This is a genomic window from Nitrosospira sp. CT (assembly GCF_059489795.1).
Genome location: NZ_JCAHZJ010000039.1, coordinates 1 through 16170 on the forward strand (window position 1 = coordinate 1; position 16170 = coordinate 16170).

Annotated in this window: 15 protein-coding genes and 1 pseudogene; 13 read left to right on the forward strand and 3 right to left on the reverse strand. The window is 53.5% G+C overall.

Annotated features, from left to right (window positions below; translation table 11 throughout):
- Positions 1-137 (forward strand): annotated as a pseudogene (locus AC52W5_RS06440) (IS481 family transposase); the annotation flags it as partial.
- Between the two features lie 449 nt (positions 138-586).
- On the opposite strand, the gene AC52W5_RS06445 reads toward AC52W5_RS06440, so the two are convergent.
- Positions 587-1978 carry an exonuclease domain-containing protein gene (locus AC52W5_RS06445; protein WP_495670400.1) on the reverse strand — a complete coding sequence of 464 codons (1392 nt, stop codon included), beginning with the start codon at positions 1976-1978 and terminating at the stop codon, positions 587-589.
- Positions 1979-3278: 1300 nt separating this feature from the next.
- Positions 3279-3476, reverse strand: a complete 198-nt coding sequence (locus AC52W5_RS06450) for a YfbU family protein (RefSeq protein ID WP_495670401.1) — start codon at positions 3474-3476, stop codon at positions 3279-3281.
- 400 nt (positions 3477-3876) lie between these two features.
- Here AC52W5_RS06450 and AC52W5_RS06455 point away from each other — a divergent pair, with 400 nt between their 5' ends.
- On the forward strand, positions 3877-4155 hold the full coding sequence (locus tag AC52W5_RS06455; RefSeq protein WP_074973190.1) for a hypothetical protein: 279 nt from the start codon (positions 3877-3879) through the stop codon (positions 4153-4155).
- Positions 4156-4216: 61 nt separating this feature from the next.
- On the opposite strand, the gene nirK is transcribed toward AC52W5_RS06455, so the two are convergent.
- A complete protein-coding gene (gene nirK, locus AC52W5_RS06460; protein ID WP_495670402.1) occupies positions 4217-5578 on the reverse strand; it encodes a copper-containing nitrite reductase in 1362 nt (453 codons plus the stop codon).
- Positions 5579-5783: 205 nt separating this feature from the next.
- On the opposite strand from nirK, the gene AC52W5_RS06465 reads away from it, so the two are divergent.
- The 11 genes from AC52W5_RS06465 to lipA all read left to right on the forward strand — a co-directional run bounded on the left by AC52W5_RS06465 (position 5784) and on the right by lipA (position 16120).
- Positions 5784-6518: a Stp1/IreP family PP2C-type Ser/Thr phosphatase gene (locus AC52W5_RS06465; RefSeq protein WP_495670403.1), complete on the forward strand. Its 735-nt coding sequence runs from the start codon at positions 5784-5786 to the stop codon at positions 6516-6518.
- 192 nt (positions 6519-6710) lie between these two features.
- On the forward strand, positions 6711-7907 hold the full coding sequence (gene sucC, locus AC52W5_RS06470) for an ADP-forming succinate--CoA ligase subunit beta (protein WP_495670404.1): 1197 nt from the start codon (positions 6711-6713) through the stop codon (positions 7905-7907).
- 28 nt (positions 7908-7935) lie between these two features.
- Complete coding sequence (sucD, locus tag AC52W5_RS06475) at positions 7936-8814, forward strand: succinate--CoA ligase subunit alpha (protein WP_495670405.1); 879 nt, start codon at positions 7936-7938, stop codon at positions 8812-8814.
- A 52-nt stretch (positions 8815-8866) separates the two neighbouring features.
- Positions 8867-9778 carry a CobD/CbiB family protein gene (locus AC52W5_RS06480; RefSeq protein ID WP_495670406.1) on the forward strand — a complete coding sequence of 304 codons (912 nt, stop codon included), beginning with the start codon at positions 8867-8869 and terminating at the stop codon, positions 9776-9778.
- A 75-nt stretch (positions 9779-9853) separates the two neighbouring features.
- Positions 9854-11377: a helicase HerA-like C-terminal domain-containing protein gene (locus AC52W5_RS06485; RefSeq protein WP_495670407.1), complete on the forward strand. Its 1524-nt coding sequence runs from the start codon at positions 9854-9856 to the stop codon at positions 11375-11377.
- A 65-nt stretch (positions 11378-11442) separates the two neighbouring features.
- Positions 11443-11799 (forward strand): hypothetical protein, encoded by a 357-nt coding sequence (locus tag AC52W5_RS06490; RefSeq protein ID WP_495670408.1) that lies wholly within the window; start codon positions 11443-11445, stop codon positions 11797-11799.
- 209 nt (positions 11800-12008) lie between these two features.
- Complete coding sequence (locus AC52W5_RS06495; protein ID WP_495670409.1) at positions 12009-13148, forward strand: D-alanyl-D-alanine carboxypeptidase family protein; 1140 nt, start codon at positions 12009-12011, stop codon at positions 13146-13148.
- 31 nt (positions 13149-13179) lie between these two features.
- On the forward strand, positions 13180-14040 hold the full coding sequence (locus AC52W5_RS06500; RefSeq protein WP_495670410.1) for a D-amino acid aminotransferase: 861 nt from the start codon (positions 13180-13182) through the stop codon (positions 14038-14040).
- A 5-nt stretch (positions 14041-14045) separates the two neighbouring features.
- Complete coding sequence (locus tag AC52W5_RS06505; protein ID WP_074973172.1) at positions 14046-14375, forward strand: YbeD family protein; 330 nt, start codon at positions 14046-14048, stop codon at positions 14373-14375.
- An 81-nt stretch (positions 14376-14456) separates the two neighbouring features.
- Positions 14457-15080 (forward strand): lipoyl(octanoyl) transferase LipB, encoded by a 624-nt coding sequence (gene lipB, locus AC52W5_RS06510; RefSeq protein WP_495670471.1) that lies wholly within the window; start codon positions 14457-14459, stop codon positions 15078-15080.
- An 89-nt stretch (positions 15081-15169) separates the two neighbouring features.
- Complete coding sequence (lipA, locus tag AC52W5_RS06515; protein WP_074973168.1) at positions 15170-16120, forward strand: lipoyl synthase; 951 nt, start codon at positions 15170-15172, stop codon at positions 16118-16120.
- The last annotated feature ends 50 nt before the right edge of the window (positions 16121-16170 follow it).

The window sequence follows — 16170 nt, forward strand, 5'->3', positions numbered from 1 at the left end:
ACCTGGATGACTGGCTGCACTACTACAATCACGACCGCACTCATCAGGGCAAGATGTGCTGCGGGCGAACACCCATGCAAACATTAATTGACGGAAAGGAGGTGTGGAACGATAAAATCACATTACTGAACAGCTGAATCTGATCTGACAACTGCACCAGTCAAATCGGGAACTGTCTGATGGGATCGCGACTACTACAAATAAAGTAACAGCTAAGGGTACCGTAGCTTTTAGAAAAGGGTTTATGCGAAGAACAGCGTGGGGTAAGCAATTTTCACAAGCGGTGGGTCTCGCCGATTTAAAAACAGTCGGACCTGAAAAATAATTAGATATCTCAACGTCTCATACCTTTCCCTTAACATCCTCTGCGTCAACGCCAGTCCCTTTCCGTCCTTAGTTTAAAGTATAGAAACGTTTTTACTCAGTTGATCGTTGGGCTGCCTTTCCAACGCCCGAAATGGTCAACACCGATAATGCTGCCGATACGGCACATTATTGGCATCAGTAAGCCTTCCTGACGCAAGAACTTGAATACTCCATTATCCCCAGTATCAAGTACCTTGGCGACCGCCAGCACCTGGATCAGCTATCCAAACGTAATCACCTCTGTTTGCTTTCCCAGGGTCTTTAGCAGCAGCTTGTAGGTATCGAGATCAAACTTCATGGATGAGCGTATCCCAGGCACATCGTCCAAGCCGGCTTCATTGTCCGCTGTTCCCAGGTGGCACCAGTAGTCGAAGACATGTACTTCCGATCGGCCGGATGACGCATTGTATTCCCGTATGCCGATCCTGCCGGAGTAGGGCCACGATTTGAGCTTAAGCGGGAGCAGCGCCTGTTTCAGGCGCAGGTAATGCAGTTGCGGCGCTTCCTTGCCCGCGCAGACGCCATTGCAGCGTTTCAACTGGTGCGCGAAACACGCACCTTTCCCATTCTCAAAGCCAACTGCCCGAGGACACAACCTGTTCTCCCGGACAACCTCGCGCAGCGCGTCGACTGCCTTTGTCTTCGAGCGGAACAACCCGTACAGATGCCCGAACACCTCGGGTCGGATATCCTCTTCCGTGACGATATTCACCAGTGGGGGCGCGTGCGCGCCCTCGGCCAGGCTCAGGGAAAAGAGCGTGCGGGAGCGGCGCAGTCGCTTGTTGTGGATGGGCTGGTACTCCTTGATCAATCTCGATTCCAGCAGCAGCGCGCCCAGTTCCCCGGCTGTTTCCATCCATTCGACCCGCTCGACCTCCTGGGCAATGCGCATGTCGCTGAACGAGGCATGGTCGCCGCTGAAATGGGACATGACCCGCGAGCGCAGTGTCACGCTCTTGCCGATATAGAGCGGCAGGCTGTTTTTGCCGTAGAAGAAATAGACACCTGGCCTGTCCGGAATCTGGTTCAAAATTGAGGCATCCAGGCCTGCAGGCAGACTTGGGTCTTTCAGCAAGACGGTTGCCGCCTCCTGCACCTGTCGGGCGCCCAGCTCGCGCCTTGCCATCTCCAGATAGGCGGCGAGGAGCTCCACGTCTCCCATCGCCCGGTGACGTGCTTCGGTCTTTAGCCCGTGACGCTGCATGATGACATCGAGCCCATGACCCTTGTGCTGAGGATAGAGCTTGCGCGAGAGCCTCGCCGTGCACAGCACCTTGTGCTGGAGCAGCGCGCCCATGCGCCGGTACTCGTTCTTCAGGAATCCGTAGTCGAAGCGGACGTTATGCGCTGCCAGCACCGCTCCATCAAGAAAACTGTAGAGCCGGTGGGCGATGTCTCCAAAGGAAGGAGCATCCTTTACCATCCCATTGCTGATGCCAGTCAAATGCGTGATGAAAGGCGGAATGGAGACGCCTGGATTGACCAGCGTTTCCCAGCGCGCGCTTTCCATTCCTTCCTCGAAACGGACGAGGGCAATCTCGATAATGCGGTCATGGAGGGGGTGGTCACCCGTGGTTTCCAGGTCCAGGATGACGTAGGGGAAAAGAAGCAAGGTTGCGGCAGAGGGAGGATAGGTTTTTAAATTCTCGACAGCTTACACAGTTAATTAGCTTGGTCAAAGAACCAATTAAATGGATTAACGAGAGATTTTCGCAATAATTGCGAAAATTTCCCACCTCCGTTTGGCGCTTTTATTAAAAAAAGTATATCTTGGATATATAGTTATACAGACAACCATTGAGGAGATTGAGCGAGGCGGGGCATGGAAGAACCCAAGCCCTATAGGACAAAGGGCTTGGGGTGGGTCAGATAATGGCGTCACGTTATCGTCCCACGTGACAATACTATCCTTTTGCCAATTCATCTTGATGGCGAATAAAAGCCGCTTCACTGGCGCTATTCCATGGATTGATTCTCTTTTAAGGCTGCAAAAAAAAGCCCGGCGTGAACCGGGCCTAGGGGAGCTACATTGAATTCGTTTCCCTGTTTTTGGGAGGAGGGAAACGAGTAGGAAGTTTAACCGTGCGAATAAAACATTACCGTTAAATAGTTAACGCAAGCTGAAAAAACTTGATTGAAGAATGGGGAGGCAATAAAAAACCTGCCGAAGCAGGTGGTGGTTATTTCTCATTTTCAGGTACTGTCACTCTTTTACCCTCGTTCGCTGCTTGTTTGATGAGGGCATTTCAATATTGATATTGACGCTTTTCCGCGAGGGGATAGTCTTGTTCTGTCCGCTATCTTCCACCTCGGGTTTGAGATTGGTTTCCTCGATGTTGGCTGAAGGGTGCGATGAAACGTACCGCACCCGGAACTACGGTCTGCGGACAAGTGCTGTCATGTCAGCGTGCACTTCCCTGAATTGCAGCATGCGTCAGCCTGCGTGTGAAGTTTTCGGAATGGAAAGTTTTTCTTCATAGGCTTCTGTCCTGGCTGCAGGTCCTCTTCTCTCCCTTTTCCAAAGACAGTTTCTCTTTTTCCTGTAAAACTTCGATACAAGAAGCCGATGCCCTTGCTTCTTGAGCTTGGGCATCGGCTGATTGATTTGAGTGAACTTTGAGTTCTACTATTGTGGATCAGTATTATTTTTCTCTCCGTCCTTCCTTGGATTTGAAATACCAGAGAGCAACAGCACCTATACCTACTACGAGAATTGCCATTTCCATGATAACCCCCTTTCAGAATCAAGATGACATGCTAAAAAATACGATCAACTTGATGACCAGCTAAATGATGTCAGGTCACCAATGCCTTCACAAGCGGACAAAAAACGCTTGCCGGCATGATATTTGATGCGGCCTCAAAGTAAAAAGTTCCCATATTTCTATAATGTTTTCGTAAAAAATGTGAGTTCAATCCAGGCAAAGATCCAGCGAGAGCGGGCCGGATAACGCTGCAACCCGTTCGTATTCCCATTTCAATGCCCAGGGGTGATCGTGGGAAATGGCATTTTTTACAAGCGCCGGGTCAATACTGCCCTCCACCTTAAGTTTTTCGAAGACCTCGCTCAGCATTAATAGAATCAGTTTTTCCCCATCACCCAGTTTCATTTTTTCCCTGCTTTGTTAACACGCCTTCATCTTATAGAGTTCAAGGCCAATTACCATTTGCCTGCAGTACATCGTACGGAAGTACAACATCTTCCTGTTGAAGGCATGGGGTATACGGAGGATGGATGAGCGCGCTCCTTCCAGTTTTCGTATACCTGTCTGTTGGCGATGGCCTGTCCTCGCTCGCGGTCTTCTGAAGGGGTCTGTAACGGAGGGTGCGTTAGCGCACCGATAATTTCAGAGAAAGGAGTATATATATTGTCCCTGCAAGCGTATTGCAGGCCGGTGAAAATTTGCCAGCTTCCCGCTTGGAGGATTCAATGTTAGAAAGCATTACCTGTATTCGTCACCGGAACTTGTGTTATTTCATCTGCCATCCATTTACTTACAGGAGCTTGACATGAATAAACTCACATCGATAGTTGTTCTGGCGTCCTTCACGGCGGTTTGCAGCTTCAGCGCGCTCGCTGGATCGCATGATTCGGACAAGGGAGGAATGGACAAATCTTATCAAGACATGGGCAAGAAGGACAAGAAGGACGTCGACAAAAACGCGCCCAGCTCAACCTATGAGGTCACGCGGGAGAAGATGCCCAAGGATTTATCGGAGGGAGTGAAGCAGGAATACAGAGATCAGGAAGTAATGAACAAGAAACCGTATAAGCAGCCGCACCAATGATATAAAGGATCAGAGGCGATCGTTTCCCGAGAAATCGCCTCTGATTTTTTCAATTCTTTCTTTATGGCTTGAATATCTCCGGGTTTGCCTCGCCACGCACCGTGAGATAACCCGCCAATCCTTTCTCCATACGCGACAGCGCGTGATCAACCAGAATATAGCGGCCTGGATAATCGACCTTGAATTCCACAATGGTGGCGCCCCCTGGAGGGACGAGCGTCGTTTGCACATCTGCCAATGGCGGACTGGTCAATGAAGCCTGGTCGTACACCTTATCGAAGACTTCCCCGATGATGTGGAAGCTGGAGGTGAGGTTGGGACCGCCCACACCAAAATAGATACGCACGTTATCGCCCGTGTTCGCCTCCATGGTGTACCTTTTCGTAAGCGCATCCATGGTGCCATTGAACATCAGGTGCTGGGGATTCTCCGCGAGCAGATTTTCCAGCGAAAACTCCTGCAGACCTCGCGCATTGGCATGGTGGGAGTGGGTGGTGTAGAGCTCACCCTGCATTACGTAAAATTCCCTGTCAACCTTGGGCAGACCTCCCTCGGGCTCGACCAGAATCATGCCATACATGCCGTTCGCAATATGGTGCGCAACCATGGGAGTTGCGCAATGGTAGACGAACAGTCCAGGGTGAAGCGCCTTGAAGGTGAAGCTCTTCCTCTCGCCCGGCGCCGCCTGTGTGACAGCGGCTCCTCCGCCCGGCCCCGTTACGGCGTGGAAATCTATCGAATGGATGTTGGTGCTGCTTGCGCTGTTATGCAGATTGACGGTGATGGTATCCCCTACCTTCACGCGCAGGAGTGGTCCAGGCACCCTGTTATTGAAGGTCCAGTATTTATAGATGCTCTTGTCCGAGAACTGTCCTTCGATTTCGGTCGCTTCGAGATCGAGGGTCAAATGCTTTGAAGCACGGGTTCCTACCGGTTCCCCAACCGAGCGTGGGTCCTGGGCCACGTTGATTACATACCCTTTCGCCTCCTCGCGCAGCTTGCCGACAATGAGACGACCGAACATGCCGGCAGCCTGGTGCCCGGGTAGTGTGCAGAGGTATTCAAAGGTGCCGGTACGGGTCGCGCGAAATACCATCGAGGTTGCAGCGCCTTTCGCCGTGATATTATCCGATTTGGCGCCCAGTTCGGGAATGGCGACGTCATGCGTCGCACCGTCGCCGTTGATCAGGTTGATCTGTACCACTGCGCCGGGGCTTACCTCCAGGTCGGGGTTAATTTTGCCCGCGATGGCACCCGCCTCACCGATAAATACCAGTTTACCCTCGCCGATGTCTGTGCGAAGGGTAAAGGTAACATCGGGCCGGTAGGTAACCCCTCTATTGCTGCCTTGTTCGGCAGCGACGGCGGACAAGGAACCGAACATTGCGCAAACGGTCGTAAGCAGTAAAAAGGTTTTTTGCATGCTTTTCTCCCAGGTAAACGGATACAAAGTCTGCGGATACAAAGACCGCTAAGCTCGTACGGGCAGGAAGGACGTTCTTCCTGCAATGCAATGCTCCCCGATATCCGCAGTCATATGCGCTGCTCCAGGCCGAAGACGCGCGATCAAGGCCGGCAAATACATACATCGAGCACATCAAGCGGCCGCAAGCCACAGGAGGGTATACTTGATCAGCTTACATTCGGCCGGTGCAACCGACGTGGGCCTGTGGCGGGATAATAATGAGGATAGTTACCTGATCATACCACAAGCCCAGGTCCTGGCACTTGCAGACGGAATGGGTGGTGCGGCGGCAGGTGAGGTTGCCAGTCAATATTTTGTCGATATGGTGCGAAGCGCATTTTCCGAACCGGCTTTGTTTCCGAAAGATGCTGTTCCTGATCGCATTCAGCACGTATTCGAGTCGGCAAAGGGGCGCATGCTCGAACACATCATCCAGCACCCTGCGGATGCAGGAATGGGATGCACAGCAGATCTTCTCGTGTTCGACGACGGGCGATATGTTATCGGTCACGTGGGCGATAGCAGAGTGTATCTGCTGCGCGCCGGAACGCTGCGGCAGTTGACTAAAGACCATTCGCTGGTACAGTCACAGGTGGATAGGGGCATGCTCACGCCCGAGGAGGCAAAGCATCACCCCCGAAAAAACATTCTCCTGCGCGTCGTGGGAGCCGATTCGTCGATGACATGCGATATCGTGCAAGGGGCCGTGCTCGGCAACGATATTTTTTTATTGTGTTCGGATGGATTGACCGACATGGTGGAGAATGCAGACATCGAAATTGTGCTCGCTTCCGCGGAATCTCTTGAGCAAAAATTGGAGAGACTGATCTCGGCAGCTTTGGAAGCTGGGGGAAAAGATAATGTCACCGTGATTCTCTGTGAAGTAGAGGATGTGTAGATTGCGGTTGCAGGCGCCAATATCGCAGTATCGGCAATTGCTGGCAATTAGCGATTGCCGGTTGTTATCCGTAATCCAGAGGGACGGCTGTCGCTCGACCGCGGGGAAGCAGGATGTTCGACCTCTGTTCCTATCCTCGTACGCGGGCACAGCTATTGAGCTATACTCCCTATTCACGTCGTTGGAGGTATCATGAAAATCCATGAATACCAGGCCAAACATATCCTGCATCAGTTTGGTATCCCCATACCTCGCGGATACCCCTGCTTCAGCGTGGATGAAGCAGTAGCAGCCGCTGAAAAGGTGGGTGGAAGCACATGGGTGGTCAAGGCCCAGATCCATGCAGGGGGGCGCGGGAAGGGTGGCGGGGTGAAGATCGCCCGATCGCTCGATGAGGTGAAACAATTTGCCGGGAAAATACTCGGCATGACACTCGTCACGCCGCAGACGGGTCCCCAGGGCCAGGTTGTACGACGGCTGCTGATCGAACAGGGCCTCGATATCAGGAAGGAGTTTTACATCGGGCTGGTGGTGGATCGTGGCCGCCGCCGTGTCTGCCTAATGGCGAGTGCCGAAGGTGGGATGGATATCGAGCAGGTTGCTGCCGAGCATCCGGAAAAGATCCACAAAGTGTATATCGATCCGGGGGCGGGACTGACCGCTGCAGAAGCGGAAGACATCACGAACAGGATCGGTTTCTCCGGTGCGGCAGTGGCGGAAACAGCTGCGCTGTTGCAGAATTTATACCGCGCTTACGACAGCACGGATGCATCGCTCGTCGAAATCAACCCGCTGATACTCACCGGCGAAAACCGCATTGCAGCACTCGATGCGAAGATGAATTTTGACGATAATGCGCTGTTCCGGCACCCCGATATCGCCGACTTGCGCGATCTTGACGAGGAAGATGCGGCAGAGATCGAGGCGTCCAGATATGGTCTTTCCTACATTTCGCTCGATGGCAATATAGGTTGTCTGGTAAATGGCGCCGGTCTTGCGATGGCTACCATGGATATCATCAAACTCTACGGAGGAAACCCGGCCAACTTTCTCGACGTAGGGGGAGGCGCAACCGCTGAAAAAGTCACGGAAGCATTCAAGCTGATGCTGCGCAATCCGAGGCTGCAAGCCATACTGATCAATATATTCGGCGGCATCATGAGATGCGACGTCATTGCGGAGGGAGTAGTGACAGCGGCGCGTGAAGCGAGGCTGCATGTTCCCCTGGTGGTCCGTCTCGAAGGCACGAATGCGGATATTGGGAAAAAAATCCTGGCCGAATCAGGTCTTGCCATCATTTCAGCCGGGAATATGGCGGATGCCGCGGAAAAGGCCGTTACCGCGGCTGCATCAGCCGCCTCGGCCGCCATCCCGGTCACAGGGTCGTGAACAGAATCGGCAAACGAGGGAAATCAGTATGGCGATCCTGATCGACCGTAACACTCGTGTCATGACGCAGGGGATTACCGGCAAGACCGGGCAATTCCACACACGGATGTGCCGCGATTATGCATATGGAAAAGAATGCTTTGTTGCCGGAGTCAATCCGAAGAAAGGGGGCGAGGACTTTGAGGGAATCCCGATTTTCGCCACGGTAGAGGAAGCAAAGCAGGCAACAGGGGCCACCGTTTCTGTAATCTATGTACCGCCGCCATTTGCCGCAGCCGCAATCGATGAAGCGGTGGATGCGGAACTGGATCTGGTAATTTGTATCACCGAGGGTATCCCTGTGCGCGATATGATACGTACCTGTCACAGGATGAAAGGACGAAAAACGCGGCTGGTAGGACCGAACTGTCCCGGCATCATTACGCCCGACGAGATCAAGATTGGCATCATGCCGGGTTACATTCATCGAAAGGGACGCCTCGGCGTAGTCTCCCGTTCCGGAACGCTCACCTACGAAGCGGTGGCGCAACTGATGGAACAGGGATTAGGCCAATCCACATGCATCGGTACCGGCGGCGACCCGGTGAATGGCTTGAGGCACCTGGATGTGATGCAGCTGTTCGACGAAGATGATGAAACCGATGCTGTTTTAATGGTGGGGGAAATCGGCGGTACCGATGAGGAGGATTGCGCGCGCTGGGTCAAGGAGAATATGCGTAAACCAGTGGTAGGATATATCGCGGGTTTGACAGCACCTCCGGGCAGACGCATGGGTCACGCCGGCGCCGTTATTTCGGGGGGCCGGGGAACCGCTCAGGAAAAGCTTGCGGTACTGGAGGAGTGCGGAATTAAAGTCGCGCGAAATCCCGCCGAGATGGGCAAGGTTCTCAAGTCCGCACTAGGTTGAATAATGCTTATCCCTGAAACTGCATGAAGGAAAACAGCATGATTTTTCCGCAATGAATTTTCTTTCGTTGATTTTCGCTCTTCTGCTGGATCAATGGCGCTCCGGCAGCGCGCGCAAGCATATCATTTCCTCTTTCCTCTCCTATGCCGATTTGCTGGAGCGTCATTTCAACACCGGCATCCATCGGCATGGCATCATTGCCTGGGTAGCCGCGGCAGGACCTTTCCTGATACTCTCCCTCCTGGTTTATTATTTACTATATGGAGTCAGTCCGCTGCTGGCGTGGGCGTGGAATGTGGGGATACTGTATCTCACCACGGGCTTTCGCCAGTTCAGCTATTCCCTGACCGAAATAAAGGAGGCGCTCAGGAACGAAGATTTGCCGCTTGCACGCGATTTCTTGAAGGAATACTACGGGATGGAGGCGGAGGGTGCCAGCAGTGAGGATATTTCGCGGATTGCCATCGAACAGGGGTTGATCCATGCTCATCGTAGCATGCTTGGCGTCATCGTCTGGTTCACCTTGCTGCCCGGGCCGCTCGGGCCCATGCTCTACCGTCTTGCGGAATTGTTGAATGATGCCTGGGGGAAGCGCCCGGATGGCTTTGGTGTTTTTGCGGTAAAGGCGTTTTACGTCATCGATTGGCTGCCCGCGAGGGTAACAGCCCTGAGTTTTGCCATTGCGGGCAACTTCGAGGATGCGGTTTATTGCTGGCGCGCGCAGGCGGCATCATGGGGGGATCAGAACCAGGGAATCATTCTTGCCAGTGGCGCAGGTGCGCTGGGCGTGCGCCTGGGAGATCCGCTGCGAGAAGAGACCGGCGCATATCACCGCCCCGAGGTAGGCGTGGGTGAAGAAGCTGACATGGATTTTCTGCAGGGTACCGTCGGTCTCATCTGGCGCACCCTGGTGCTATGGCTCATTCTGATGCTGTTGCTCGAGATCGCTGGCTGGGCGGGGTGAGCAAGCAAGGAAAAACTGATACAGTTCGCATACAGCCGATATACAGAGTTTGTAAGCCGCATTTATGAGGGCACTATGGCACAACCGTTGCTGATCGCGCAATCTGACCATCTCCTTGGTCTATTGCCTGGCTTCGCCAATCGGCATGGCCTGATCACGGGCGCGACCGGCACAGGTAAGACCGTTACGCTTCAGGTACTGGCAGAACGCTTCTCGTCGAGCGGCGTGCCCGTATTCATGGCGGATATAAAGGGTGATCTGGCGGGGCTCTCCTTTCCCGGCACCGCTTCGGTCAAAATGAAGGAGCGGCTTGCGCAACTCCACCTTCCAGAACCTGAATGGACTGCATATCCGGTTACGTTTTGGGATATTTACGGAAAAGCCGGACATCCCGTGCGAACCACCATATCCGACATGGGACCCCTGCTGTTGGGTCGATTATTCAATCTGAACGAAACGCAGCAGGGCGTACTGACACTGGTGTTCAAGATTGCGGATGATAACGGGCTTCTGCTGCTCGACACGAAGGATCTGCGCGCACTGCTGCAGTTTGTTGGCGACAACGCGAAGGACTTCACGGTGCAGTACGGTAATATTTCCGCCGCCTCGATCGGTGCCATCCAGCGTTCGCTTCTGGGGATCGAGCAGCAGGGCGGCGATATCCTGTTCGGCGAGCCGATGCTCGATATTCATGACCTGATGCAGATAGACAGCAGGGGGCGGGGGATGATAAACATCCTCGCAGCCGACAAATTGCTGAATGCTCCCAAATTGTATTCCACCTTTTTGCTGTGGATACTGTCAGAATTGTTCGAGCATCTTCCTGAAGTAGGCGATCCCGAGAAACCGAAACTGATATTTTTCTTTGATGAAGCCCATCTGCTGTTCAATGATGCGCCCCGTCCTCTCCTGGAGAAAATAGAACAGGTCGTGAGGTTGATAAGATCCAAGGGGGTGGGCGTGTATTTTGTAACACAAAATCCTCTCGATGTTCCTGAAACCGTTCTGGGACAGCTTGGCAATCGCGTGCAGCATGCCTTACGCGCGTTTACGCCGCGCGATCAGAAGGCGGTGCGGGCGGCTGCCCAAACCATGCGTGCGAATCCCGGTCTGGATACCGAAAAGGTGATCAGTGAACTTTCGGTGGGTGAGGCGCTCGTTTCGTTGCTGGACGAGAAAGGCCGTCCCGCTATGGTTGAGCGGGCGTTTATCCTGCCGCCTGAATCGAGGATAGGACCGATCACCGATGCGGAACGCGCAGGCATCATCAAATCCTCGATAATTTTCGGCCATTACGAGCAACAGGTGGACCGTGAGTCCGCATACGAAGTACTCAAAGGCCGGGCTCAGAATATCCAGAATGCCGGAAATGAGGAAGCTCCTGCTCGTGGCAAGGCAAAAAAGGCCGAATCCGAAGAGGGTATGATGGATGTGCTGGGTGATATGCTGCTCGGCAAAACCGGCCCGCGCGGTGGATATAAACCCGGCATTCTTGATACTGCCGCACGGAGCGCGGCTCGCTCCATCGGCTCGCGTGCCGGCCGTGAAATCTTCCGCGGCATTCTGGGAGGCATGTTCGGCGGTAACCGCAGGCGTTGAAAAAACAGAATGCGCAACGAACTCAAATGCCTGCAAAATATCTCATTCTGAACGAGGAAAGCACAATGCGAGCAATCGCGGCAATTCTTTTGGTCACCACGATTCTGGGTTGCACCCCTACCACTACAAGTCAGAAGGAATCGCAACCCGCATCTCCACCTTCGCCGCCACCTTCGACTTCGACGCCACCTCCGACTTCGACGGCGCCTTCACCTTCACCCGCGCCACAGCCTACCCGGCCGGTTTACAACCTTACTGGTTATTCGCCCAGCTTCAAGGACGGCTATATCGACGGTTGTGAAACTGCGAAGAAGACTGCAAATGGAGCGAAGGATGAGCAGAGGTTTGCAGGAGACAAGCAGTACCGGCTGGGATGGAACGACGGGTTCAGCTTGTGCGGGCGTAACCGCGCCGAAAAGTAGAGCCGGGAAAGTCATTCGGAGCGTGGTACTTTTAAATTCGCTCCTCTTGCTGAAGACACCGTGGGCGGCCTGCGACAGCACGGGATAAATGTCTGAGCGCCGCAGGAATCCCCTGACTTTAGGCGGGGGAGGGCGTCAATGATTCAGGATCCCGGCGGATAACGCCTTCGGTATGGCTGGGATATAATAATGTTTTTTTGCAGATTGCCATGAGACGCTTGCTTCCTTTATCACTGTGTCTGCTTGCCCTGCCACTGGCCGCCCAGCAATCCCAGTTTCACACGCCGCCGCAAACTCTCTCCGTCGCCGCCAAGTCTTACATGCTTGCTGATCTTCAGAGCGGACAGGTGCTTGTGAGCAAAAATGCCCATGAACGCGTCGAACCGGCGTCCCTGACGAAGCTGATGACGGCTTACGTGGTTTTTGCAGCCCTGTATCAGAAACGTGTTACCTTGACGCAAGCTGTGCCGGTCTCGGCACGTGCATGGCGAGCGCAAGGTTCGCGCATGTTCATCGAGCCGAAGAAGCCGGTAACGGTCGATGAATTGATACGCGGCATGATCGTGCAGTCAGGAAACGATGCGTCCATTGCACTGGCGGAGGCCGTTTCAGGATCAGAGGAGGCCTTCGCTCAAGCGATGAACAAGGAGGCGGTGCGCCTGGGCATGAAGAACACGCGTTTTGCCAATTCAACCGGACTTCCGGACCCGGATCATTACAGCACAGCGTACGATCTCGCCTTGCTCGCGACCGCCATCATCCGCGATTTTCCGGAATATTATCCGCTCTATTCCCTCAAGGAATATACCTATAACAAAATCACTCAGGCGAACCGGAATCGCCTGCTCTGGCTTGACCCGAACGTCGACGGAATGAAGACAGGACACACTGAAGCAGCCGGTTACTGCCTCATTACTTCAGCCAGCCGGGGACAGCGCCGGTTGGTTGCGGTGGTGATGGGAACCGCCTCGGAGAGCGCACGTGCGATGGAAAGCCAGCGCCTGCTGAATTATGGTTTTCAGTTCTACGACACTGTTCGTCTCTATCCGGGAGCGCAGGAGGTGATTGCTATCCCATTATGGAAAGGTGCCCAGGACAAGCTCAGGACGGGATTCGGAAATGATGTTTATTTTTCGCTGCCCCGCCATCAGACTGACAAGCTCAAAGCGAGGATGGAATATAAGCAGCCACTTCTCGCTCCTGTCACTGCGGGTCAAAAAGTTGGCACAGTGAAGTTTATGCTTGAAGGGAAGCAGGTGGTTGAACATCCGCTGGTAGCGCTTGAAACCGTCAGTGCCGCGAATATTTTTGGCCGGGCATGGGATAGCATGCGGCTTCTGCTTAACTAGAAGCAAAAATCCCGAGCTATCCAGGCTGATCATGATCTATCTCAACGGTGATTTCCTCAGAATCGAAGAAGCACGTATCTCTGTGCTGGATAGGGGTTTTATTTTTGGTGACGGGGTATATGAGGTTATTCCTGTCTATTCCCGCAAACCTTTTCGCCTGGCTGAGCATCTGCGCCGGCTCCAGCACAGCCTCGATGGCATTCGCCTGCAAAATCCGCATTCGGACAGCGAATGGACACATTTGCTGCAACAAATCGTCGCCTTGAATGAAGGTGAGGATCAGTATATCTACCTGCATATTACACGTGGTGTCGCCCGGCGCGACCATGCCTTTCCACAAGGTGTCGCGCCCACTGTCTTCATTATGAGCAATCCGTTGCTGACGCCGCCCCCCGGGCTGCTGCATACCGGCGTGGTGGCGATTTCCGCCAATGATAACCGATGGTTGCGCTGCGATATCAAGGCAATCTCGCTCTTGCCCAACGTACTGCTGCGGCAGATGGCGATCGATGAAGGCGCCCTGGAAACGGTGTTGTTTCGCGACGGTTTCATGACTGAGGGGGCGGCAAGCAATATCTTTGTCGTAAGAAGTGGAATTCTGCTGGCTCCGCCCAAGAATCACCTGATGCTGCCGGGCATCACCTATGACATAGTGCTGGAACTGGCACAGGCGAATGGCATTCCCCATGAAGTTCGTGCGATTACGGAACATGAAGTGCGCACTGCCGAGGAACTTTTGCTGACATCCTCGACCAAAGAAATCATGCCGATTACCCATCTCGATAACCAACCGGTGGGGGAGGGAAAACCCGGCAAAATATTTGCATTGTTTTACCAGCTCTACCAGAGTTATAAACAAACCACCATGCGAGGCAACTCTTCGATATCCTGAAGGTCGTGAAACCTGTGACTTCGTCTGACGACAGCACCCTGATCGAATATCCCTGCGATTTTCCGATTAAAATTATGGGACGTGTCGGATCTCCGTCCGGCATTCCACCCAGTGCCGCAACACTGGAATACCGGCGGCAGGATTTTTCACAGAACGTACTGGCGATTGTGAAGCGCCACGCTCCGGATTTTGACGAGGCGACCATGGAGGTAAGAATCAGCAGAAAAAGCAATTATCTCAGCCTCACGTGTACGATTCGCGCTGTTTCTCGCAAACAACTGGATGCGCTATATCAGGAACTGTGCGATCATCCCACCGTGGTAATGGTACTTTAGCGAGCTTCCGATTCCTGTTCCAAATTCCGGAAGCTTCTATCCGTGATACAGCCCGTTAGCCTGGAGTCTGCGCCCTCTCCTGTGCACAGGACTACTTCAGGACTTGAAATCAGATATGCTGGTGTGATGGATTATCTTTCCATCTGGCAGGCGATGAAGGCGTTCACGGCAGGTCGGACGCAAAATACCCCTGACGAAATCTGGCTGCTGCAACATTGGCCGGTCTATACCCAGGGTGTGGCCGGCAAACCCGAGCATTTGCTCTACAATCCAGGCATTCCCGTAGTACACACGGATCGTGGTGGTCAAATCACCTATCACGGCCCGGGTCAGATTATTGCGTATCTGTTGCTGGATATGCGACGTCTCAAGTTAGGCGTGCGTGACCTGGTCAGAAAAATGGAGGGTGCCGTGGTAGACTTGCTGGGTGAGTATCGTGTCGATGCCTGCGGCAACGAGGATGCGCCGGGGGTATACGTTGGCGGAGCAAAAATCGCGGCACTGGGGTTGAAGATAAAAAATGGATGCTGCTACCATGGCCTGGCTCTGAATGTCAGCATGGATCTCACTCCGTTTATGGCTATCAACCCTTGTGGCTATGCAGGGTTAAGGGTTACGCAAACCAGCGATCTCGGTATAACGGACGAGCTGGAAGCGCTGCAAGGAAAGCTTGCCGAAAAACTGAGCAGCAGGCTGGAACAATGATTTCGAGAGTGTTTTAAAGATGGATATCAACCGATCCGGATATTCCGGATTGATATGGATCAATATCAAGAAGACGTTTCTTCCTTATCATGACAATTGAAAGTCGCCAGAAAGGCGTTGCAAAAACCGCACGCAATCCGGTAAAAATCGCGCCGCAATCTCCCGATCAGTTGCTGCGTAAACCTTCCTGGATCAGAGTGCGATCCTCCAACAGCCAGGAGTTTTATGAGGTCAAGCGGATTTTGCGGGAGCAGAAGCTGCACACGGTATGTGAGGAAGCTTCCTGTCCCAATATCGGGGAATGCTTCGGCAAAGGCACTGCCACCTTCATGATACTGGGCGATCTTTGTACCCGCCGCTGCCCTTTCTGCGATGTAGCGCATGGCCGGCCGCGTCCTCCGGACCCTGAAGAACCTCTGCACCTTGCACAGTCCATTGCCGCCATGAAGTTGAAATATGTGGTTATCACGAGCGTTGATCGTGATGACCTCAGAGACGGCGGAGCCCAGCATTTCGTGGATTGCATCCGCGAGGTTCGAGCTCATTCGCCGCAGACAAAGATAGAGATCCTGGTGCCGGATTTTCGCGGGAGACTGGATATTGCGCTGGAAAAATTATTCGCTTGCCCCCCCGATGTTATGAACCATAATCTCGAAACGGTACCCCGCCTCTACCGGCAGTGCCGTCCGGGCGCGGACTACACCCATTCGCTCCGGTTATTGAAGGACTTCAAGGCACGTTTCCCGGATATCCCCACCAAATCCGGGTTGATGCTGGGACTGGGAGAAACTGACGAGGAGATCCTCGGTGTGATGCGCGACTTGCGCGAGCATGATGTCGAGATGCTTACCATTGGCCAGTATCTGCAGCCAGGCATCGGACATCTTCCTGTCATGCGTTATGTCACCCCGGGGGCATTCAAGGAATTTGAACGTGCCGCAATCGAAATGGGTTTCAGCAACGCCGCTTGCGGGCCCATGGTCCGCTCCAGCTATCATGCGGATCAGCAGGCTCATGAGGCAGGCATCATACAGAGGTAGCGGTTTTAGCGAAGTGAATCAGCCAAGAGAGGAATTTCAAGGCCGGTTAC